The sequence below is a fragment of the Geobacillus sp. LYN3 genome (assembly GCF_003064505.1).
GTDB classification, from domain to species: Bacteria; Bacillota; Bacilli; order Bacillales; family Anoxybacillaceae; genus Parageobacillus_B; species Parageobacillus_B toebii.
In genome coordinates this window covers 1-21,356 of the sequence record NZ_QCWL01000002.1, presented here as the reverse complement: position 1 = coordinate 21,356, position 21,356 = coordinate 1, and the positions used below count along the sequence as shown (strand labels likewise).

At 46.3% G+C, this 21,356-nt stretch carries 17 protein-coding genes and 1 pseudogene; 2 read left to right on the top strand and 16 right to left on the bottom strand.

Annotated features, from left to right (window positions below; all coding sequences use genetic code 11):
* Positions 1–150: 150 nt before the first annotated feature.
* Positions 151–558, bottom strand: a complete 408-nt coding sequence (locus DCC82_RS18345; protein ID WP_233253043.1) for an MFS transporter — start codon at positions 556–558, stop codon at positions 151–153.
* A gap of 364 nt (positions 559–922) precedes the next feature.
* Here DCC82_RS18345 and DCC82_RS15345 point away from each other — a divergent pair.
* Positions 923–1,459: pseudogene (locus DCC82_RS15345) on the top strand (amidohydrolase family protein); the annotation flags it as partial.
* 64 nt (positions 1,460–1,523) lie between these two features.
* Here DCC82_RS15345 and DCC82_RS15340 read toward each other — a convergent pair.
* The 7 genes from DCC82_RS15340 to DCC82_RS15310 all read right to left on the bottom strand — a co-directional run bounded on the left by DCC82_RS15340 (position 1,524) and on the right by DCC82_RS15310 (position 9,033).
* On the bottom strand, positions 1,524–2,108 hold the full coding sequence (locus DCC82_RS15340; protein ID WP_108430437.1) for a hypothetical protein: 585 nt from the start codon (positions 2,106–2,108) through the stop codon (positions 1,524–1,526).
* 40 nt (positions 2,109–2,148) lie between these two features.
* On the bottom strand, positions 2,149–2,586 hold the full coding sequence (locus tag DCC82_RS15335; RefSeq protein WP_187252149.1) for an acyl-CoA thioesterase: 438 nt from the start codon (positions 2,584–2,586) through the stop codon (positions 2,149–2,151).
* A gap of 19 nt (positions 2,587–2,605) precedes the next feature.
* Positions 2,606–3,829 carry an FAD-dependent monooxygenase gene (locus tag DCC82_RS15330; protein ID WP_108430436.1) on the bottom strand — a complete coding sequence of 408 codons (1,224 nt, stop codon included), beginning with the start codon at positions 3,827–3,829 and terminating at the stop codon, positions 2,606–2,608.
* Positions 3,830–3,852: 23 nt separating this feature from the next.
* Positions 3,853–5,304: an MFS transporter gene (locus DCC82_RS15325; RefSeq protein WP_108430435.1), complete on the bottom strand. Its 1,452-nt coding sequence runs from the start codon at positions 5,302–5,304 to the stop codon at positions 3,853–3,855.
* Between the two features lie 28 nt (positions 5,305–5,332).
* Entirely contained in the window at positions 5,333–6,196 is an 864-nt protein-coding gene (locus tag DCC82_RS15320) for a fumarylacetoacetate hydrolase family protein (protein WP_108430434.1), read from the bottom strand.
* Between the two features lie 24 nt (positions 6,197–6,220).
* Complete coding sequence (locus tag DCC82_RS15315) at positions 6,221–7,807, bottom strand: class I adenylate-forming enzyme family protein (RefSeq protein ID WP_233253042.1); 1,587 nt, start codon at positions 7,805–7,807, stop codon at positions 6,221–6,223.
* A 137-nt stretch (positions 7,808–7,944) separates the two neighbouring features.
* Positions 7,945–9,033, bottom strand: a complete 1,089-nt coding sequence (locus tag DCC82_RS15310; RefSeq protein WP_108430439.1) for a cupin domain-containing protein — start codon at positions 9,031–9,033, stop codon at positions 7,945–7,947.
* A gap of 222 nt (positions 9,034–9,255) precedes the next feature.
* On the opposite strand from DCC82_RS15310, the gene DCC82_RS15305 reads away from it, so the two are divergent.
* Positions 9,256–10,035 carry an IclR family transcriptional regulator gene (locus tag DCC82_RS15305; RefSeq protein WP_062755212.1) on the top strand — a complete coding sequence of 260 codons (780 nt, stop codon included), beginning with the start codon at positions 9,256–9,258 and terminating at the stop codon, positions 10,033–10,035.
* A 170-nt stretch (positions 10,036–10,205) separates the two neighbouring features.
* Here the strand turns inward: DCC82_RS15305 and DCC82_RS15300 are convergent, their stop codons facing one another.
* The 8 genes from DCC82_RS15300 to DCC82_RS15265 all read right to left on the bottom strand — a co-directional run bounded on the left by DCC82_RS15300 (position 10,206) and on the right by DCC82_RS15265 (position 21,161).
* The gene (locus DCC82_RS15300) at positions 10,206–11,384 is read right to left on the bottom strand and encodes an acetyl-CoA C-acetyltransferase (RefSeq protein WP_062755210.1); all 1,179 of its coding nucleotides are present in this window, start codon (positions 11,382–11,384) and stop codon (positions 10,206–10,208) included.
* A gap of 4 nt (positions 11,385–11,388) precedes the next feature.
* Positions 11,389–12,945, bottom strand: a complete 1,557-nt coding sequence (locus DCC82_RS15295; RefSeq protein ID WP_062755208.1) for a class I adenylate-forming enzyme family protein — start codon at positions 12,943–12,945, stop codon at positions 11,389–11,391.
* 29 nt (positions 12,946–12,974) lie between these two features.
* Complete coding sequence (locus tag DCC82_RS15290; RefSeq protein ID WP_108430433.1) at positions 12,975–13,544, bottom strand: DUF3237 domain-containing protein; 570 nt, start codon at positions 13,542–13,544, stop codon at positions 12,975–12,977.
* Positions 13,486–14,838 (bottom strand): MFS transporter, encoded by a 1,353-nt coding sequence (locus DCC82_RS15285; protein WP_062755205.1) that lies wholly within the window; start codon positions 14,836–14,838, stop codon positions 13,486–13,488. The genes DCC82_RS15290 and DCC82_RS15285 overlap by 59 nt, the downstream gene beginning before the upstream one ends.
* Before the next feature lie 171 nt (positions 14,839–15,009).
* Positions 15,010–15,789: an enoyl-CoA hydratase/isomerase family protein gene (locus tag DCC82_RS15280; protein ID WP_062755204.1), complete on the bottom strand. Its 780-nt coding sequence runs from the start codon at positions 15,787–15,789 to the stop codon at positions 15,010–15,012.
* Between the two features lie 84 nt (positions 15,790–15,873).
* Positions 15,874–16,734 (bottom strand): 3-hydroxyacyl-CoA dehydrogenase family protein, encoded by an 861-nt coding sequence (locus DCC82_RS15275; protein WP_062755202.1) that lies wholly within the window; start codon positions 16,732–16,734, stop codon positions 15,874–15,876.
* 96 nt (positions 16,735–16,830) lie between these two features.
* Positions 16,831–19,053, bottom strand: coding sequence for a helix-turn-helix domain-containing protein (locus tag DCC82_RS15270; protein WP_108430432.1), 2,223 nt, complete (start codon positions 19,051–19,053; stop codon positions 16,831–16,833).
* 119 nt (positions 19,054–19,172) lie between these two features.
* Positions 19,173–21,161 (bottom strand): acetoacetate--CoA ligase, encoded by a 1,989-nt coding sequence (locus tag DCC82_RS15265; RefSeq protein WP_108430438.1) that lies wholly within the window; start codon positions 21,159–21,161, stop codon positions 19,173–19,175.
* Positions 21,162–21,356: the final 195 nt, after the last annotated feature.

The window sequence follows — 21,356 nt, the reverse complement described above, 5'->3', positions numbered from 1 at the left end:
CGCACCCATGGACTGTTATATATCGGCAAAAATTCAAAAGTATGTGATGAGTTTTGTCGAAAAATATTTTTTGGCACCCCTAAGATGCCAAGAAACCTTGATATATCAACATTTATAGAGGGAGGGATTTGTTTTTTATGTAGACCTGCATTACGTATGAAGTTGTCTAGGTATTGCCATGTCCTTATGATCGCGTCGAACAACCTTGTCAAAACTTGCAAATTTCTCTTGTACACAAATAAGTGCCAACGCTCCAACTACACTTGGAATAGCAAAAAACATAAATGCTTTTTGTGGGGCAATCCCAGTAGCCAACAATATCCCTATTAATGTAGGTGCTACAATGGCTCCGATGCGGCCGACACCCAATGCCCATCCAATTCCTGTCGCTTGTGCTTCCTTCGGGTAATATTCCGAAATGTAATGATTTGCAAGATTTTGTGTGCCGACTGTACAAGCGCCGCCCAACGCCACAAGCAAGTAGAGGGCGATTACGTTCGAAGTGAGTGCTAACGCAATAAAACATAATGCTCCTAACGCATACATCGAGACAAGCACTTTTTTATGTCCCACCTTATCAGCTAAAAAGCCTCCTATTAAAGATCCCGCTGTCCTGCACATAGCACAACATTGAACGATAAACTAGAGGCAAGACCATATCCTGCTTGCTGCATGATTTTTGGCAACCATGTATTCAGCCCATATACCATAAGGAGGCAACTGAAAACAGCAATCCAAAAAGCAAAAGTGCTAACTGCCCGTTTATCGGTAAACAATTTTCTCACTGGAAATCCTTTTGCATCTCTTTGTACTTGTTCAAACTGATAGTCATCATTTTCTTGATAATTTCCCTCAGGATGAATTTTATTTAAAATAGCTACTAATTGTTTTATTTGTTTTTTTCAAAATATAAAAGCAGCGCGGGTTAAAAGGGGCCATCATCGGTCCATCCGTTCAGCAGAAGCTGCTTACCGATGAGTCTTTGATCCCGTTTTGGGAAGAGGCGGACGCTTTAGGCGCCATTCTCTTTATCCATCCGCTTCTTTGCGACGACCCGCGCCTTCAAGGACGGAGAATGGCGAATTTAATCGGTGTCCCTTGGGAGACCACCATTTGCGCCACCGATTTGTTGCTGGGCGGCTGGATGGACCGCTACCCGCGCGTTCGTATTTTATTGGCCCATGGCGGCGGTTTTCTCCCTTATCAAATCGGCCGGCTGCAAAAAGGATATGAAATGTGGCTCCCGGTGGCCGCCTCGTTGCAAGCCCCGCCAACCGACTATTTGCGCCGCTTTTGGTTCGATACGGTTCTTTGGGACAGCCGAGCGCTGCAGCTGCTGATCGATCTCGTCGGCAAAGAGCGGGTATTGCCAGGCTCTGATTTTCCGTTTGATTTATCGCATTGGCCTCCCGTACAGCCAAGCCTTGAAGCCGTCCAGGCTTTCTTAGGCTTGCCATAACGGAAAACAACCCAAAGGGGACGAACGTTCTTCGTCGTCCCCTTTGCTTGCGGCTATATGCCGACTAAAACAGATACAATTGTTCTTCATCCATGCCTAGCGGCCAATGCCCGTACTCAAGTACGCGCAGCAGCGCACGAAACGGATTTGATTCCCATCCGTCAAGGTCGCCAACAGATTCCCAGGCACAAGCCATTCCCCCGATATACATGACCGAGCAGACAGCGGTTTTTACTACTGATGAGCCATATTGATGGAAAGCACGATACGCCGCATCGAAACAATGATGGAATAAATGGGCTAGAATCTCATCGGCCAGCTTGGCCAAACATCCTTCTCTCCCTGCAGCGGCCGCCGCCTGCTTCATGCGTTCCCGAATGGGAAACAAAGAGCGCCATAACGTGCTTTTCGCCAAGTTCATCTCCGCTAAAGAAGGGACGAGCTCCCCTTTCTCTAGCCAACGGATATGATACCGCTCGAAATGGAAGCTGTCCATCCATTCACGGATCGCTTTTTCTGCCTCTTTCCGATAATGGGGGGTACCCACATTGTCAAACCAATCCATGTTTAACAGTCTGGAAAGGATGGCGACCGCTTGCTCGGTCCGCGGTCCATACATTTCCTTCTCCGTATTTAACAACGTGACCATCGTTCTCCTCCTAGCTGTTTCATCTTTATCCGTTTAGCTCTTACTCCGTCTGAAACACCGCCGAATGGGACGGCTGCCGCTCGGCCAACACCCGTTTCACCTCTGCCGGAATCGGGACAGCCTTTGGCCTTCCGTCGGCAAATGATGCCCATGCTCTCGTCTCATATCCGGCAGCAGCAACCGTTTCATGTTTATAAAACTCATGGACAATTTGAAACACTTTATCCCGCAATTCCGTGATCGTTGAGCAAACACGGACTTCATCGCCAAACAATAGCGGAGAGCGAAATTGGCATTTGGCTTCCAAAATCGGCAACCCTATCTTTTGTTCAAAAAGCGCCGTTGTCGGGTAACCGAGTTCGGCAAAAAAGTGGTGCGTCGCTTCGTCCATCCATTTATAAAAATTCGGGTAAAAGACGATTCCCGCCGCATCTGTGTCTCCCCATTGCACTTGAAAACGGTACTCGATTTTTTTCATCGCTTCTTCTCCTTCTTTCTCAATACTTAGTAGCTAATTGCGGCGGTCCGGATTTCGGTCCGTACGGGCCTTCATCCAGCCATTTTCCTAAGCTCGGTATGATCGAAGAAAGCGAGGCAGCCAGTTCCCGTTTCATATTCATCACCGGGGAGCGTCCTTGAATATGCTCTAACGCAAGGCCCGCACAGTCCCGATTGTATTGGGCCGCTGTTTTTCTCTCTTGTGCCGCTTCGGCAATGATCTGCTTTGCTTTCGACCGCTCTCCCTCCTGAAAGGCGGCATGAATCGCCTTGACCGCCACGATGGCATCTGCCACACCGGAATCCATTCCGCGCGCTCCAAACGGGGCAAAAAGGTGGGCAGCCTCTCCCGCTAAAACAACGCGGCAATGTTCATCGGTGAACGAACGGGCCACAGCTTGATGGAACTGATACATCGACACCCATGTAATGCGATCAGCGTACTTTTTATCCATGACTTTTGGAATCCATTGCCGCACCCCTTCGATGCTCCCGTACTGCTGAGCGTCATCTTCGGCAAACAATTGCAAATCAACCCGCCATCCGCCGGCAAACGGCACAAACAATACATTTCTTCCTTCCATAGCCGGATGTTGATAATGAAACACCCTTTCTAACGGAAGCGGGGCGGACGGGTCTTCCTCGATATCAACAACGACGAAACGGTCGCGGGAACGGGGACCCTCTAGCTCGATGCCGAGCGACTGCCGAACGACAGACCGGGCTCCATCGGCACCAATCGCGTAATCGGCCTGCCATACTTTCCCGGACTCCGTCGTTACAATCACCCCATTTTCATTCGTCTCCACCTGCCGGACAGGCGAATTCCAAATAAACTCCACCCCTGCCGCTACGCACGCCTCATACAAAAATTTTTCCGCTTCCACTTGAGGCAAGCTTGTAAACGGCGGCAGCTCATTACGATTCGGGGCCGGATAGCGCTTTATATATACTTCCTTGCCGCCGAACAGCGTCCGTTTGACAGGCCAGACGACCCCGTGCTTCGCAAAAGTAAAGCCAAGCCCTGGATAAATGTCCTCCCAATGTTTCAGCGTCGCTTTATGGAAATAAATCGCACGGCTCCCCGGACGAATGCGCTCCTTTGGCTCCGCTTCGATTATCGTCGCCGGAATGTCAAAACGGCGCAACGCTAATGCGGCAGTCATTCCGATCGGGCCCGCCCCGATCACGAGGACGGGCCGTTGATTCGTTTTCCCTTTCATGCGAATATCTCCTTTCGACAACTTTAATGACTTACATCCGTTTCTTTAGCGTTTATTGCAGCAGTTAGTCTGCCTTCTAAAGCAGGTTTTACGGCGATGACAAGTAGCAAGCTCGCTGCCATTAAAATGCCATCAAGCAACAACGCACTTCCCCAGCTCCCTGAATGATCACGCATGGCCCCCGAAATCACCGGTGCTAATAACGCTCCAATTTCAGAAAACAAATTCAGCATCCCAAACGCCGCTCCTTTATGCTTCGGTGGGGCAAAATCGGCTGTAATGGCATGGTTGACTGGCTGAAGCGCGAAAAAGAACACCCCGGAAGTAAACAAAATAAGAGACATGATTGCCGGATTGTTGCCCCCTGACATGACATAAAAAGCAAAGATGAAAATGAAGATTGTCAACAGCCCCGTCAACACCGCCAATACATTTCGTTTTCCATTGACCGTGTTAGCAAATCGGTCGGCTAATCTTCCCCCAAGCGGAAAACCGATCAGACCCGCAACGGCATTAAATGAAGCGATGAGCGCCGCCGAAACGAGCGTGCCGCCCCCGAAGTCTTGAACAATAGCAACAGACCAGAAGCCGTAAAACCACAAATGCCATAAAACTGGAATAAACGAAAGATATAAAAGCAACAAGTTGCGGCTTTTTAAGATCGGTCCGACTTCCTCGCTCTTTGTTTTATAAATATAAATGATATACAAAACAGCCAATACTGTTAAAACCAAGCCGATCGCTGTCGGCGATAATTGCATGGCATTGGTAGCATAATACAAGGCCATGATGATGACTAAGAATAAAAGGGAAGTTTGTATCAATTTGCCTACCGGTGGGCCGTACGACTCCGATTGGGCCGTAAAGCCGGCTGGTCTCATCCATTTGTACATCATCATGCCAACGAGCAAAGTAATGATCCCCATGAACAAAAACGGTGCTTTCCATGCATGCGTCCCCATAGATGGCTGAAACAGCTGAATAACATATGGAGTAGCAATCGTCGCAATCGTTAATCCAAGCGTAAGACCGGTCAGCACAACGCCCATTCCCAGCCCGACTTTTTCTGGCGGCGTCACTTGGGTAATCAAGGAACGGTCGTTAGAATAAAAGACGCCTTCCCCTAATCCGGTAAGCACACGCAAGGCGATAAATACTGTCAATCCGCCGATCAAACCGGTCAATAACGTCGTCACGCCAGCCCACAAAATGCTAATGATGACAATCACACGATAACCAAATTTGTCGCCAAAATACCCGCCGGGAAATTGCGTTAGCATGTACCCGGCAAAGAACAGGCTGCCAAGCAATCCCCCAAGCGCGTGCGGGTTGGGCGATTCGGCCAAAAATTCAACCTTGTTTTCAATCATCCATGTGACGACAGGCCCTGTTAACGTCCTATCAATATAAGAAACGACCCAGCCTAAAAAGAGCATCAACCATATTGTGTGATACGTCTTCCAGCCTTTCTCCATGAACCATTTCTCCCCTTCCCCTTCTCATTTACCGCAATACAGCCGCATTAGGCGCTAAGGAAACTCGGACGGAATAGCTTCCGATCCCCTCGATCTCCATACTGACAACATCACCGTCATGAATCGGCCCGACGCCATCCGGCGTCCCTGTCGTGATGACATCACCTGGCTCAAGAGTCATAATATGGGAATAAATTTCCAAGAGCTCAGCGACAGAACAGATCATTTCCTTTGTATTCACCCGTTGGCGGACTTCACCATTTACTGTTAGCACCATGTTTATATTGTTTGGATCCGCAACCTCCTCTTTTGTCACGATCCATGGCCCCATCGGTGTAAACGTATCAAACGACTTGCGCAAACACCGTTCCTCGTGGTGCATTTCATCCGGACGCAACGTCACATCCATAAGCCCGGTATAGCCGAATATATAATCGTAAGCGTTTTCTGCCTTGACATTTTTCGCTGTTTTTCCAATGACAAAGGCCAACTCTAATTCATGATCAAAACGGCGGTTCGGATCAGGCAAAACGATCGTGTCGTTCGGCCCAATGATCGAAGATGGCGCCTTTAAGAAAAAGCCTAGCCCCCTTGCCGTATGTTCCACTTTCATTTCTTTTTGGTGAGACACATAGTTAACGGGAGCGGCCACAATTTTCCCCGGCTTCTTCACCGGCTGGCGTAGCCGGACATCCGTTAAAGCATAAGCGGGATATTCATGCAGCTTCTTTTCAATTTTCGAGCGATATGTGTCAAATTCAGCAATAAGCTGAACCATCGGACAAAAGCCGATTCCTTGATGAAAGCGGCTAAATAAATGGCTCCCAATCTCATAAATGATATCGTCTACAATCACTCCGAGCTGAAAGTCGTTAAATAATGCCAGTTTCATCGGCTGTTCTCTCCCTTTCTCTCTTTATTTAACTTCTAACTGTTCATACTGTTTCCGCAAAACTCCCTTGCTCACTTTTCCTGACGCAGTAGTCGGCAATTCGTTTAATATTTCCAAATATTCAGGTAATTTATATTTAGCCATCCCTATTTCAAGCAAGTATTGTTGCATTTCTTCCAATGAAAACGTTGTTCCTTCTTTCAATGAGACAATCGCACAGCCGCGTTCCCCAAGCCGTTCATCTGGAATCCCAATAACAGCGGCCTGACGGATATGTGGATGCATAAGAAGCGCTTCCTCAATTTCCGCCGCGTGCACTTTTAATCCGCCGCGATTAATAATGTCCTTTTTCCGGCTAACGTAGTGAATGTAACCATCGTCATCTTTCCACCCTAAATCTCCGGTGAGGAAAAACCCATCTTCCGTCATTGATTGCCGGGTGGCTGTTTCATTTTTATAATATCCTTTGAATAGCGACTGACCGCGGAAGCCGATTTCTCCTACTTTTCCGTTTGGCAGCAGCTGATGGTTCTCATCAAAAATGCAAATTTCCCCCGTCGGACACGCCCGGCCAACCGTATCTGAAGCAAGATGGGCTGCGTCATTTGGTCGTGTGAATGATCCCGCTCCAATTTCCGTCATTCCCCATTGGGCAGCAACGTCACAGCAGAAACGCTGTCGGAACGATTTCACCATCCAGACTGGAATTTTTGTCCCCCCAGTTAAGACAAGGCGCAGTTTTGACGGATATTCTTTTGTTTCATCCGTTCCTTTTAACATATCAATCAAATGGGCAGGCGCAGCTACGCAAAACGTCACTCCGTGCTGGCTGAAAGCATCTAAAACACGCTCAACCGAAAATTGCGATAGCATCACTTGAGTAGCACCGCTATAAAGGCCCATTAAAATCATCGGCAAGGAAAACATATGGCCCATAGGCGTCAAGCAAAGCATGACATCGTCAGCCGTTAATCCGTATTCCTGCCCATTATGCAAATGGGCAGGAATAAATGTCCGATACGTATGGACCACCGCTTTTGGGTCGGACTCCGTTCCGGACGTAAACATAATCAACATCGGATCGTCCGGAGAAGGGAATAGCTTCTCCCCCTCTCTATCTGCCAAAGACAAGCCGCTATCGTTTAACAACGTTTGAAAACTATATTGACGCGGTCCTTTCCTTCCCCCAACGACGATTATATAATCTAAAGTCGGGACAATCTGCTGGAGGGATTCCATCATCTCTGCATGGTTAAATCCTCTCCAGCGGTCAATGGTAACGACGGCTTTCACATGGGCAAAAGAAAACATAAACGATAACTCTTTTTGCCGGTACATTAAGTTCACAGGCACCATTACCATTCCGAGGCGTGCTAAAGCTAAATGGGTCACGGCAAACTCCCAGCTGTTTGGTAACTGCACCGCCACTATATCGCCTTTTTGAAGGCCTAAACCTCTCAGCCGCTCGGCAAGCCGCAAAGATCGCTCGTTCACTTCTTCAAAAGACAGCGTTCTCTCGCCGTCAATAATCGCTGTTTTCTTTCCATAGCGGGCGACGGCATGATGAAGCACCTCTTGCACCGTACTAGGCATTTTGTTATTCAACCGCATAACCCCCTCCGTCTTAACTAGCGCCTGCCAATACGAAGCATTTACAAATACAAAAGAGAAAGTTTTTGGAAACGTGATGAGTGCATTTCGTTAAGTCATGCGTACCCAAGAACCACTCGACTCGAGTCGTGGGAGACTCAGAGAGTCGGCTGAAATACATCGATAATGGACTGATGGCCGCCGTTTTTGTTGTAAGCTTCCTCTCTTTCAAGATCAAGCAGCTCCATGATCGGCAAATCGTTAATCGAGAACAGGTGGGCATCGCCTTCCCCAGTGTTGACATGCTCGTGCCAGCTCCAAGGCGGCAAAATAAAGAAATCGCCTTTCGACCATTCAAATTTGACCCCGTTGATAATGGTGTATCCTTCCCCGTCAAGGACGTGGTACACTGCGCTATGGACATGGCGGTGCGCCTTTGTATGCATGCCAGGGGTTAATTTTTGCATCGTTGTCCCAATGCGCAAATCCGCCGATCCTCCTGTCAACGGGTTAATGTAATCGACCGCATATCCGTCATACGGATCGGGATCAAGCTTGGACAAATTCTCCAACACTTGTTTAGTCGTTTTCCACTTATAGGCGATCAATGGGGAAGGATATCCTTTTCGCTTCCGGTCAGTAACTGGACGTAGCGCACCCGTTGAATATTTGAAAGTTGAACCGTTGTGAGGACCGGCAACAGGGAATACATCTTCGGAATACGGCTCAAAGAACGAACCAGCAAAGTTTCTTACTAACCCGACATCAAGACCGTCCATCCAAATGACCGGTTCAGTTCCTTCGTGACCGTGATCATGCCACGTCCACGCCGGGGTCAAAATCAAATCTCCACGTTCCATATACGTTCTTTCGCCATCGACTGCCGTATAGGCTCCCTCACCTTCAATAATAAACCGGATAGCCGATTGGCTATGGCGGTGCGCAGGCGCCACTTCACCCGGCAGCAACAGCTGCACCCCTACATAAAGCGTATTGGTCGAGTAGCCGATCAAGCCATGCTTCAACAAGGACGGATTTTGCAAATAAACAACCCGGCGCTCACTTTCCCTTCCTAAACGAAGCAGTTCTCCGGCTTCCAGCAAATGTTTACGAATCGTCTCCCATTTCCATAAATACGGGACAACTTCGTGGTCAGGCTCCGGCGTCACCATTTTTCCAAGCTTTTCCCATAATGGACCTAAATACACTTTCTCCAAATCTTCTTTCAGCCGTTCAAGCGCTTTCATTTTTGTATCCGCCAATGTTCTCTCCCCTTCTAATTCATACAGTGAATTAATAATTCAATTTTACAACTTAAATATATAACAAACTTTGTTATTTGTCAAAATTTTTTAAATATAAAGAAAAGTATGTACCCTCTCCTTCATCAAACGTATACATTTGTTAATCGCTTTATGCTACAATACTTTTAAAAAACGGAGATTAGAAAGTAACAGAGGGGCACAACAATGAGAAATGTAAATGTGGAAACGATTCGTTCAGTAGAAAGAGCGGTTCATATTTTAAACTGTTTTAGTTTCGAACGTCCAAGCCTTTCCATTGAGGAAATTGTCGCCAAAACGAAGCTAGCGAAAGCCACTGTCTACCGCTTGCTATGGACGCTAGAGACACAAGGGCTCATTCATTATGACCAAAAAGAGAATTTGTACCGTCTTGGCTATAAAATGCTCGAATATGGAGGAATTGTCCTCGAAAACTTAGACATGCGGCGCGAGGCGGAACCGTTTTTGCACGAGTTGCAAGCACAAACAGGATATACGGTTTTATTTGCCGTGCGCCAACAAGACAGTTTGCAATATTTAATTCGCCTCGATAGCGACGACAGTTTCCAGCCGCGCTCGTATATCGGCCGCCGGCGTGTATTGCATTACGGGGCGCTCGGAACGACAATCATGGCTTATTTGCCTGAAGAAGAAGTGAAAGCCATTATTAAGAAACATCCGCTAGAAGCCCACACCCCAAATACGATCGTTGACGAGCGCGAGTTTATGGAACGTTTACACACGATTCGGAATGATGGATTTTTTGTCGATAAAGATGAGACATTTATCGGCTTTACGGCTGTCGCCGCCCCTGTTTTTGACCGAAACGGCATTATCGGCGCCATCGGGCTGGCCGGCGCAACGTTTAAGATGATGGAGTCGCTGTCCGAACTCGTCCGCCAAACGGTCAGCACCGCCCAACATATATCGAAACGGCTCGGACATATCGCGCACTATCCGTCATAAATGGCACGTGACCGAATTGTTGAGATGGAAATCTCCTACCCCTTCCTCTTAGTACAGCAAATTTTTCCCTTGAGGCGTCGGCCATGCTGATTGTGGAAATAAAATAAGGCGGTTTTCCCTGCCAAACGGGGAAGACCGCCACTATGCTCGTTTTCGACTCGTATGGAAGATTATAGTCTCTCCCAAATCGCAGCGATTCCTTGGCCGCCGCCTATGCATAAGGAGGAAACGCCGTATTTCTTGCCTCTTCTCGCTAGCTCATACACAAGCGTCAACGTAATCCGTGTTCCCGAAGCGGCCAATGGATGGCCAATGGCGACAGCGCCGCCGTTTACATTGCCTTTTTCATCGTCAAACCCTAATTCCTTCTGGCACGCTAAATATTGGGCCGAGAACGCCTCGTTAATTTCGATTAAATCTAAGTCATCTATAGACAGATTAGCTTTTTCCAACGCTTGGCGAATCGCCGGAACAGGGCCGATTCCCATGTACTGCGGTTCGACCCCAACGATCCCCCAGGAAACAAGCCGGGCGAGCGGTTTCAACCCTCGTTTCGCCGCATACTCTCCTGAAGCGACGACCACCGCCGCCGCCCCATCGTTCATCCCACTTGCATTTCCGGCCGTCACGACACCGTTTTCAATGAATCGCGGTTTTAGCGCTCCTAACTGTTCCATGCTCGTTTGGCGCGGATGTTCATCCGTATCAATCACTTTTTCTCCTTCTTTTTCCTGAATGGTCACCGGGACAATTTCTTGTTGAAAATACCTCCGCTCGATCGCCGCCAAAGCCCGCTGATGGCTTCGGAGCGCATGGCGGTCGGCTTCCTCGCGGGTAATATGATATTTTTTCGCCAAATTTTCCGCCGTAATTGCCATGCTGCAGCCGCCGACGGTGTCGTACAGTCCGTCCCACAGCCAGTCTTCCACGGTCGGGCTGCCTAACGCCGTTCCCCAGCGCATGCCGCGAATGACGTGCGGCACTTGGCTCATGTTTTCTGTCCCCCCTGCCAGCACAACTTCCGCCTCTCCGCTTAAAATGAATCTCGCCGCCATTAAAATGGCCTCTAAACCCGTCCCACATAAACGGTTAACTGTCACAGCCGGCACATCGATCGGCACCCCGGCCTTTAAGCCAACATGACGGGCCAGCAAATGGGCGTCCCGGCTCGACTGTTGTACATTTCCAAACACCACATGATGAATTTCTTCCGGCTCTATTTTCGCCTTCTTCATCGCTTCCCGCGCCGCAATCGCCCCCAAATCGGTCGCCGAAATATCCCGGAACGAACCGCAAAATTTAGCAAACGCCGTACGCGCTCCTTCAAGCAACACAATATCTGTACGCATCGTCTTACCCCTCCCTATGTTCAAAAACTTTTAACATATCTTTTAATTTTCCTTTTTGGATTTTCCCGCTTGCCGTTATAGGGAACTGTGGAACAAAAACAACCTTATTCGGAAGTTTGTAGTCGGCTAGCAACGGACGCAAAAACTCAAGAATTTCTGTTTCAGTTACGTGAACTCCTTCCTTAGGCTGGATAACCGCATAAACAGATTCGCCTAAGACCGGGTCAGGCAAGCCAATAACAGCAGATGCGAGAACGCTTGGGTGCTGCTGTAAAACGTTTTCGATTTCTTTTGGATATATATTGTATCCGCCGCGAATAATTAGCTCTTTCTTTCGTCCCACGAATTTAATATAACCGTGTTCATCCATAACCCCGAGATCACCGGTATAATACCAACCGTCTTGGTCAAGCACTTCGGCTGTCTGTTTAGGCATATTATAATACCCTTTCATAACGCCAAACCCCCGGCAGGCAATTTCCCCAATTTGCCCTGGAGGAAGCACCTCTCTTCGGTCGTTGACAATTTTCACTTCGTTTCCTTCCAATACTTTGCCGACCGTCTCAAAAATTCGGTCCTCTGTCGCTTCAAACGGCGTAATCGTGACAGCTCCGGTTTCCGTTGTACCAAACGATATACATAACACCATTCCCATTTTTTCGCGTATGGCTTTCACTGTATCTAACGGACAGACGTCAGCCCCTGTTATGCCTGCACGCAAGGAGGATAAATCAAATAATTGAAAATTCAGAATATTTAATTCCATCTTAAACATAGCTGGAACGGCGTGATGGATCGTCACCTTTTCTCTTTCGATCAATTGTAACGCTTCTTTTGGACTGTATCTTTCTTGCAGTACCATTTTCGCTTGGCTGTATACAGCCGACATTAAGTTGCACGCCATGCCAAATATATGGAAAATTGGTGTGCAAATGAGAAAAACATCATTCGCATTACACTTTAAACTGTTCGCAATGGCAATACCGGATTGGACTACGCTGCGATGGGTGATCATTACCCCTTTTGGAGAGCCGGTCGTGCCTGAAGTATATAAAATGCAAAATAAGTCACGATACGAATCGAGCTCAACAGCTGGCAGCGGTTGTTCTGGTGAGCGGGCGATGAGTTGCTCAAAGGAATCAATTCCCGCTTTTGTAAAGCGAACTGTAATCACTTTGCCTACTTTCGCTTGAATTAGATCCAAATCGGTATTTTTCGCTAGCTCCTCGCATATAAAAACGACTTTCATCCCGGAATTTTTCATAATATGTTCTACTTCATGCTGTCGGTATTTTGGATTAAAAGGAACGGCAATGGCTCCGATTTTGGCGATGGCAAAAAATAGTTGGACCGTTTCAAGCCAATTCGGCAAACAAACCCCGACCCGATCCCCTTGTTTGATGCCAAGTGAAACTAACGCAGACGCTAAGCGGTGAACTTCTTTATGCAAATCGCCATATGTGATTCTGCGTCGAAGGTCATAAACCGCCTCCTTGTGCGGATTTTCCTTTGCTGCTTTTTCTAACAGCTGAGGAACGGACAACACGCTAATAGTCTCCATATTTCCCCATCCCTCCATCTCGAAACAAGTTAAAGAATCTGATAAAATGTAACTTCTACTTTTGTAGGTTTTCTGACTCCTTCCCCAATAAACATCATTCTATTAAGAAAGTCATAATTTTTATTACTTACTTCAAAAACAGGGGAAGTTTTAAAATAATAGGAATCGTGCGGTACATCCTCCCCACGAAAAATCTTATCTACGATTTCCTTTGACCCGTGTCTATATCCTCTATTAATTACATAAATGGGAACCCCGTTATCCGTTTCAATCGTATAATGGGCTGATAGTTCCGTCACCCCATCTTTTCGAATTAATTGATAGTCCGCCCCGCCAGAGAGTACCTTTCCTCTCATACGAGCTCCCTCAAAACTCCCACCAATAATCGGGATAATCCTTCTATATCCGATCCCCACATCTCCAATTTCTATTGGCCTCCCTACTTCAATATAAGCCGTGAATAAGTGTTCAAATTTTATGATTATCCCCCCCCTTTTACAATTGAATTGGATATCCTGTAGTGACGAAAAGCTACAATATTTATGAAACAGTAATTCTCTCACTAGTTGATCCAACTTGTTCTTTATGATAAACAGCATATTTTTCTTGTACTAATAACATAGCCAGCCCGCCTAGTACGGCTGCGCTCGCAATCGCCGCAAAATTATATTGGGGCAATAAATTAAAGGATAATAAAATCCCTATAAATGTCGGAGCAACGATTCCGCCAATTCGTCCAAACGCCATCGTACTTCCTAAAGCAGTAGAGCGCATTATTTCTGGATAGTATTGGGAAACAAACGCATTCGCAATATTTTGAACGCCGACCGAGGCAGCACCAATAATCGCAATTAGAGCAAAAGCGACTAGCATACTGTTCGTAAAGCCGATGAGCGACAAGGCGATCGCTCCGCAGAAGAATAAAGGAACAAGTACTTTCTTAAATCCCCATTTATTGACTAACGGACCGAAAACAACCGTACCGATGATCGCTCCCATTTGCATCACGGCGGTAAACGCAAGGCTGGAGCTCAAATCATAACCCGCTTTCATCATCAGGCGGGGAAGCCATGTATTCATCGAGTAAATCAACACAAATGCACTGAAACAAGAAATCCAAAACATGACTGTGCTAAAAGCTCTTTTCTCTTCGAATAATTTAACAATAGGCAAAGAGTCTTGAACTTTGCTTTCGGGCTTCACTAGTTCAACTTCACCATCATTGCCGATATTAGGATCAATCAACCAAAGAACTTTTCTTGCTTCTTCTTCCCTTCCCTTTTCTAAAAGAAACCCTATTGATTCTGGAACACCTTTCATTAAAAACGGAAGAAACAGTAGCGGAACACCCCCGATCCAGTAGACGGCCTCCCACCCAACCGTCGGCAAAAGCGCCCGGCTCGTCAACGCTGCAGCAATGGCTCCAACAGAATAACCACAAAAAATAGAAGCGACGATCGCTGTACGAATTCGCTTTGGAAAAATTTCTGTCGCCAATGCAATGACATTGGGCATAACGCCGCCGAGGCCAATCCCAGCGATTATACGAGAGATGGTGAATAAAATCGGGTTTGGGGCAAAACCGGAGAGCAATGTGAAAAAACCAAATAAGAATGTCGTTAATAAAATAATTTTCTTACGCCCCATTTTATCAGCTAACATTCCAAACAATACAGCGCCAATGGCAGTTCCGATTACCGTATAGCTACCAATGGCACCTGCGGTAACGTCTGAAATTCCCCATTCTTGAATAAGCAAAGGAACAGAAGTGCCATAAATGACAACATCATACCCATCGAACGTGATAACAAGGAACAGCCAAAAAATGAGCCAAATATGAAAAGAATGGACTCGACTATTGTCGATCACATCGATCGGGTGAATTTGTTTCATACTAACTCCCTCCTCATATATTCACTTTTTGTCCTCGTCATCCGCCACCTTTGGTTTGCTAGTTGTTAAGGACAAATCGCCTCCCAAAGGTAGCGAACCTATGTCTAAGTTGATAGGGCAGCGGACTTTCCTAACCATCTCTAATACCAACTGCATACCCTCGATGTTTATTTATTTTCCGCTAAACACCGGCTTTCTCTTTTCTGCAAAGGCACGCATTCCTTCTTTCCGGTCTTCTGTCGCAAAGGCGTTTCCGAAGCAGGCGTTTTCCACCATAAGACCCGACTGCAAGTCAACATTGGCTCCTGTGTTGACGGCTTCTTTGAGCATGCGCATCGCAATTGCAGGTTTTTTCGCTAATTTCCCGGCCCATTCTTTCGCTGTCGGTAATAGCTGATCAGATGGGACAACTTTATTCACTAAATGAATGTCGAGCGCCCGTTGTGCATCGATCATCTCCCCGAAATACAACAGTTCTTTTGCCACCCCTTGACCGACGATGCGCTGCAGGCGCTGCGTCCCCCCGCCGCCTGGGATAATGCCGAGGTTGACTTCTGGAAAAGCAAACTTGGCTTTATCGGAACAAATGCGCAAATCGCACACAAGCGCCAATTCACATCCCCCACCAAGCGCAAGTCCATTAATGGCAGCGATGACTGGTTTGGAAGCGTTTTCTATTTTTGAAAAAGCGGCCCGTGAAATTCTGTTCATTTCCATCATTCCCGCTAAATCCAAGTCCAGCATTTCATGAATATCGGCCCCGGCTACAAACGCTTTTTCCCCTTTTCCGGTAATCACAATGGCACTGACATTGCGGTTTGCTTCCAACTCATCGATGAGAGCGTATAACTCATGAAACACTTTTGTATTCAATGGGTTTAACGGAGGGCGGTTAATGTATACGACCGCCACTTGATTTTCCACTTCATATTGTAAAAATTCGTAGTTCACGATAACTCCCTCCAAAAATTAGCTAATGTTTGTTCAACACGAATGATCAACGATGATGGCCATGCCTGCTTCTGATGGCAATGTTTATCGGGCATCGTCATAGTCATAAAAGCCGGCTCCCGTTTTTCTGCCTAGCCTTCCTGCCCGAACAAGTTGTCTCAGCAGCAAGGGGGCAGCAAACCGATCGTCCTTAAATTCTTGATAAAAATAATCCATGACGTGAAGGCCGATATCGACTCCGGCAAAATCTTGCAGTGTAAACGGCCCCATCGGATAGTTCAAACCGAGTGTCACTGCTTTATCAATATCTTCCATCGAGGCAACTCCTTCTTCAACTAGGCGAATCGCTTCGATAAATTGCGGAATCATAATGCGGTTCACAATAAAACCTGGGGAGTCTTTCTTGACTTCGACCGGCTCTTTTTTCAGTTTTCGGGCGAGTTCTTTCGCTTGTTCGACCGTTTCATCGCTCGTTTTATATCCTCGAACAACTTCAACGAGTTTCATCAGCTGCGGGGGATTGAAAAAATGCATACCGACGACTTGATTAGGACGATTGGTTGCGGAAGCTATTTCAGTGATGGACATCGATGAAGTATTCGTTGCTAGAATGGCGTGTTCAGGAGCAATTTGATCCAACTTTGAAAACACTTCTTTTTTTACGTCTATGTTTTCAATGACCGCTTCAATGATGACATCGGCATGTTTCATTTCACGCAAATCCGTAGATCCTCTCACCTTTTCCATTGCTTCGTGTTTTTGCTCGGGGGTTATTTTTCCTTTCGCGATACTCTTATCCATAAACGATTCCATTCGCGATAACGCTTTTTGCAGCACGCGTTCTTCAAGATCTACTAAAATGACGTTAAATCCTGATAAAGCGGCTAAATTGGCAATGCCACTTCCCATTGTGCCAGCTCCAACGACTCCAATTGTCGAAATCATCGCGCAAGTCCTCCTTTTTTTAATTTTATTTTTATTGCTAATTATTATAAAAAAGGTGAATATAAAAAAATACCTGCATAATGCAGGAAAACATGCTTATCTTTTCATCATTTTTGCGGAGTCAAGACCATATAAATCATATAATTTTAGCGCCATCATCAGATTAAATCGTTGCTCCGACTCGTTTAAAGAAAAGCCAAGCATTTCTTCTATTTTTTCCATCCGATATTGAAGGGTGCTGCGGTGGATATATAGCTTTTCTGCAGCCTCTGTCAAATTGCCATTGCAGTGGAGGAAGACGCGGATCGTTTGCAGCAAATCAACGTGTCTTTCCGATGAATATCGAATCACCGGACCAAGATATTTCTCTACAAACAGTTTCGCTGCCGAGATTTCTTTTAAATGGTGCAATACCGTATACGCCCCCAGCTCATCAAAAAATGCCAAACTCGTTCCTTGAAAATCATGGACAATGACTTGCAATGCTTGTACCGCCTGCTGGTAGCAAAAATAATAATCGCTGATCGATTTTGTAATTCCCCCGATGCCAAAAAACGCGCGGCAAGACACTCCTTCCGCCTCAATCCACCCATTGATCCGCTGATGCCACTCGTTCCAATATTTCGCTGGCTGTTTTTTTTCTTTGCTTGCCGGAACGATCAAAATATATTTATCTTCTATAGCGCCGTATAAAACAGCTGGATCCTCAATGGCAATCCGCACTTTTAATTGGTCCCATAGTGCAGATCTCTCCACGTTCAGCTTTAACAAATCGGCATGTTCTTGCTTGAGGGCGGGAAATTGCAGATGCAATACAACAATTCGATGCTCGTCAAAAATATTCCATTGAAATACATTGGCATACTGGATAATGCTCTCTTCATCCTGAATCTCTGCTGTCAACAATTTATGCAAAAAGCTATCTTTAAGCTGTTCCTTTGTATCAAAAACGAGCTTCTGCTTAATAAACTGGATAGAGAAAATATTGAGGGCTAATTCGACACTCAAACAAAAAAACTCATCTATTTCTTGCGGATATGCTTCAATGGCTAAATAGCCGACCACGTCTCCCCCGCTGTTAATTGGCCAAACAACAACCGAAACATCTAGGAGGCAATCAAGTTGAAAATATCCACCCATACTGCTTTGCCGCGGCACTTGCCTTGACGCCTGTTTCGCAATTTCCCGAAACTGTTGCTCGTTCAAGCGCCTCAATTCATACGCGATCGGCCGCATAAATCGGTCAAATAAAATAACGTCTTTGGCAAACATTTTACTCAATGTTTTTATGATGCCGTGAAAATCCTCGTTCCGAATCGTTTCTTTCATCAACGTTTGTTGATATTGAAGCAGAAAGCGCAGGCGATGGGTATGGTCCCGCTCCTGCTGGTATAGCCGGACATTTTCGAGCATCACGGCAACGTAGTTCGCAAGCATGTCCAAAATCTCTAGGTCTTCTTTGGTGAATCTTCCTTCGTTTTTCCGCTCGACATGCAATACGCCGATCGTTTTGAAATTGACGACTAGCGGAACGGTTAATTGATCCCCGCCTGGTTTCTCTAAGAAAGGAAAATAGTCGCTTACCCGGTAGTTATTTTTCATCATAATTTGATTCGGGCTGTTCACTCTTCCGTACGAAGGGGGATGAAAAACAAAGCTATTGTCTTCTTCCCGGTATAAATACATACAGGCACCAGCCGCATTTGTCCCTTTCCCTGCCCGTTCGACAATTTTTTCAACAAACTGCTCAATCGGCATATCTAAAGAAAAATGTTGCGCAATCCACTCGACACCGACCATTTTCCTCCGCTGTATCTCTTTTTTCTTGGCCACTGTAATCGCGAGAGCGACATCTTCGCCAAAATCGTCGAAAAGCTGCTTTGCTTCAGCGAGCAAAGATACATGGCGTTGAAACCCAATCATGCAAATGCCGTATTCGCTTTCCTCATCTTTAATTGGGACACTAAACCATGTCGTGATGTCATTCCTCCTTAATAAATCAATTAATGGGCACGTGTCGTTGCCTTCCATCTCCCGAAATGTTACACTTCCTTCAAACAATCGGGGGGAGCAGCTGGCGATCTCAATAGGTGGATATGTCGTTCCGTATAGAAAGTCGCCCTGATACAATGTAGGGACTACATCATTTCCTTCTTTTAATACAATGGCAATTAAATCGCATTCGAGCTCCGCCCGAAACGAATTGACCAAGTATTGCAACGCTTCTCCTTCCGTATCAAACTTCACTAATTTTCTCGCCGTCGTCCGCAAATGGCTTTCAATTTTTTTCATTAGCTTTTGCCGCTTGCTTAGCTCCATGCCCCGTTTCTCCTTTATTTGTAATCAAATCTCATCGTCAACATGCATTGAGGTTGTTATTAAGCGGCGGCACTTAATAACAACCTCTCGTTTATCCTCTCCATGAAGGAGGAGATCCGTCAGCTCGTATGCGTCTTCGTTTCGATCGTCTTTGCCAGCTCAATGAAGAAGTCAAGCGCCTCCGGATTCGCCATCGATCCAGGATTGACCGCTTTTTCGAGCGGGAATCCGAGCAGCAGCTTGCGAATTGGAATTTCCATTTTCTTTCCGTTTAATGTTTTTGGAATTTGCTCGACTTGGTAAATTTCATCTGGGACAAAGCGCGGCGATACTTTTTGGCGAATTTCGTTTTTGATTTTCTCCTTTAGCTCCTCATCTAATGATGTTCCTGGCTGAAGCACGACAAACAACGGCATAAATGATTTTCTTCCCATCAGTTCTAAATCGATGATCAAACTTTCGAGCACTTCATCGAGTGATTCGACAGCGCGGTAAATTTCACTCGTTCCCATGCGGACGCCGGCGCGATTAATCGTCGAATCAGAACGCCCGTAAATGACGCAGCCGCCTTCTTCGTCGATTTTAATCCAATCCCCGTGCTTCCAAATTCCTGGATACGTATCGAAATAGCTGTCCAAATATCGCTCGTAATTTGGATCATTCCAGAAAAACAGCGGCATCGATGGCATTGGGTCGGTAATGACTAGCTCTCCCACTTCATTAATTAAGCGATTTCCATTTTCATCAAATGCCTGTACGTTTGCCCCTAACGAACGGCATTGGATGATCCCCGCACGAACCGGCAAGATTGGCGAACCGGCAACGAAAGCGGTGCATACGTCCGTCCCGCCGCTGCACGAAACTAGGCAAATATCGTCTTTCACGTTTTTGTATACCCAAGCAAATCCTTCCGTCGTCAGCGGCGAACCTGTCGAAAGGACCGCTTCCAAATTGGAAAAATCATATGATTCTTTCGGTTTAATTCCAAGCTTCATACAAACGTTAATGAACGCTGCGCTTGTTCCGAAATGGGTAATGCGCGCCTTTTCCGCCAGCTCCCATAATACATTTCCGTCCGGATACGTCGGGCTGCCGTCATAAAGCACGACCGTCGCTCCGACTAACAATCCGCCGATCAGAAAATTCCACATCATCCATCCCGTTGTCGTAAACCAGAAAAATGTGCTTTCCTTTGTCAAATTTTCTTCAATCAATAGCGATTTTAAATGTTCGAGCAAAATGCCGCCATGCCCTTGAACAATTGGTTTCGGCAATCCTGTCGTACCGGAGGAATATAAAATCCAAAGCGGATGGTCAAACGGAACATATTCATAAGAAAGTTCCGCTTTTTCCCGAATGATCTCATCCCATAATAGAACCGAATCATCCGGTGCTTGTACGTCTTCCCGCAAATATGGAAGCAAAATCGTTTTTTTGAGCGACGGCAATTTTTCTCGTAATTCGTCGACAATCGGACGTTTATCAAACTCTTTCCCGTTATATTGGCATCCGTCAATCGCGAAAAGCACAACCGGTTCAATTTGCCGGAATCGGTCAATAACGCTGTTTGCGCCAAAATCCGGGGAACAGCTCGACCAAATCGCCCCAATGCTGGCGCACGCTAAGAAAGCGATGACGGTTTCCGGAATGTTTGGCATATATGCCACCACTCGGTCTCCCGGTTTGACTCCGATTTTTTTGAGCGCGTTTGCGACTGCCGCCGTTTTTTCTTTCAGCTCTTTCCAAGCCACTTCACGATAAGGCACGCGCTCGGAACGGAAAAGAAGCGCTGGGCGATCGGATCGCTCGTTTCGAAATACGTGCTCCGCATAATTTAACCTCGCACCTGGAAACCATTTTGCTCCCGGCATTTTCCGTTCTTCCAAAACACAACGATATGGAGTCGCCGATTTCACCTCGCAATACTCCCACACCGATTCCCAAAATTCTTCTAGCTGTTCAACGGACCAATTCCATAATTGTCGATGTGTTTCAAATGACAGACCCTTTTTTTCCTTTAACCAATTCATATAGCGCTTAATATTCGATCGTTGAATATGTTCCTCTGTCGGCGTCCATAATACCGTCCCATCCGTAATCGCTTTCATATTCATCTGCGAAAAAACGCAGAATTCACCCCTCTCCCACCTATTTTCGATTGAAAATTTAGACTATTTATATAATATCATCTTTTCCTATTATTGAGAATACAAAAGCAGAAAACGAACTGTGTCAACTACCCAACGGCTAAAGTCGTGGGCTTGCAACTAGCCTAATTGGCTGCCGCGTTCGGCTGGTTGACA

Coding starts and splice junctions, on each gene's coding strand:
- DCC82_RS15320 (WP_108430434.1), bottom strand. CDS start 6,196: ATGAAACTGGCATTATTTAACGACTTTCAGCTCGGAGTGATTGTAGAC.
- DCC82_RS15275 (WP_062755202.1), bottom strand. CDS start 16,734: ATGATTTCGACAATTGGAGTCGTTGGAGCTGGCACAATGGGAAGTGGC.
- DCC82_RS15335 (WP_187252149.1), bottom strand. CDS start 2,586: ATGAAAAAAATCGAGTACCGTTTTCAAGTGCAATGGGGAGACACAGAT.
- DCC82_RS15340 (WP_108430437.1), bottom strand. CDS start 2,108: ATGGTCACGTTGTTAAATACGGAGAAGGAAATGTATGGACCGCGGACC.
- DCC82_RS15325 (WP_108430435.1), bottom strand. CDS start 5,304: ATGGAGAAAGGCTGGAAGACGTATCACACAATATGGTTGATGCTCTTT.
- DCC82_RS15295 (WP_062755208.1), bottom strand. CDS start 12,945: ATGGAGACTATTAGCGTGTTGTCCGTTCCTCAGCTGTTAGAAAAAGCA.
- DCC82_RS15310 (WP_108430439.1), bottom strand. CDS start 9,033: ATGAAAGCGCTTGAACGGCTGAAAGAAGATTTGGAGAAAGTGTATTTA.
- DCC82_RS15265 (WP_108430438.1), bottom strand. CDS start 21,161: ATGAAAGCGATTACGGATGGGACGGTATTATGGACGCCGACAGAGGAA.
- DCC82_RS15285 (WP_062755205.1), bottom strand. CDS start 14,838: ATGAAACAAATTCACCCGATCGATGTGATCGACAATAGTCGAGTCCAT.
- DCC82_RS15315 (WP_233253042.1), bottom strand. CDS start 7,807: ATGCGGTTGAATAACAAAATGCCTAGTACGGTGCAAGAGGTGCTTCAT.
- DCC82_RS15270 (WP_108430432.1), bottom strand. CDS start 19,053: ATGGAGCTAAGCAAGCGGCAAAAGCTAATGAAAAAAATTGAAAGCCAT.
- DCC82_RS15300 (WP_062755210.1), bottom strand. CDS start 11,384: ATGCGTACAGATATTGTGTTGCTTGAAGGAGCGCGTACGGCGTTTGCT.
- DCC82_RS15330 (WP_108430436.1), bottom strand. CDS start 3,829: ATGAAAGGGAAAACGAATCAACGGCCCGTCCTCGTGATCGGGGCGGGC.
- DCC82_RS15290 (WP_108430433.1), bottom strand. CDS start 13,544: ATGCTGTTTATCATAAAGAACAAGTTGGATCAACTAGTGAGAGAATTA.
- DCC82_RS15305 (WP_062755212.1), top strand. CDS start 9,256: ATGAGAAATGTAAATGTGGAAACGATTCGTTCAGTAGAAAGAGCGGTT.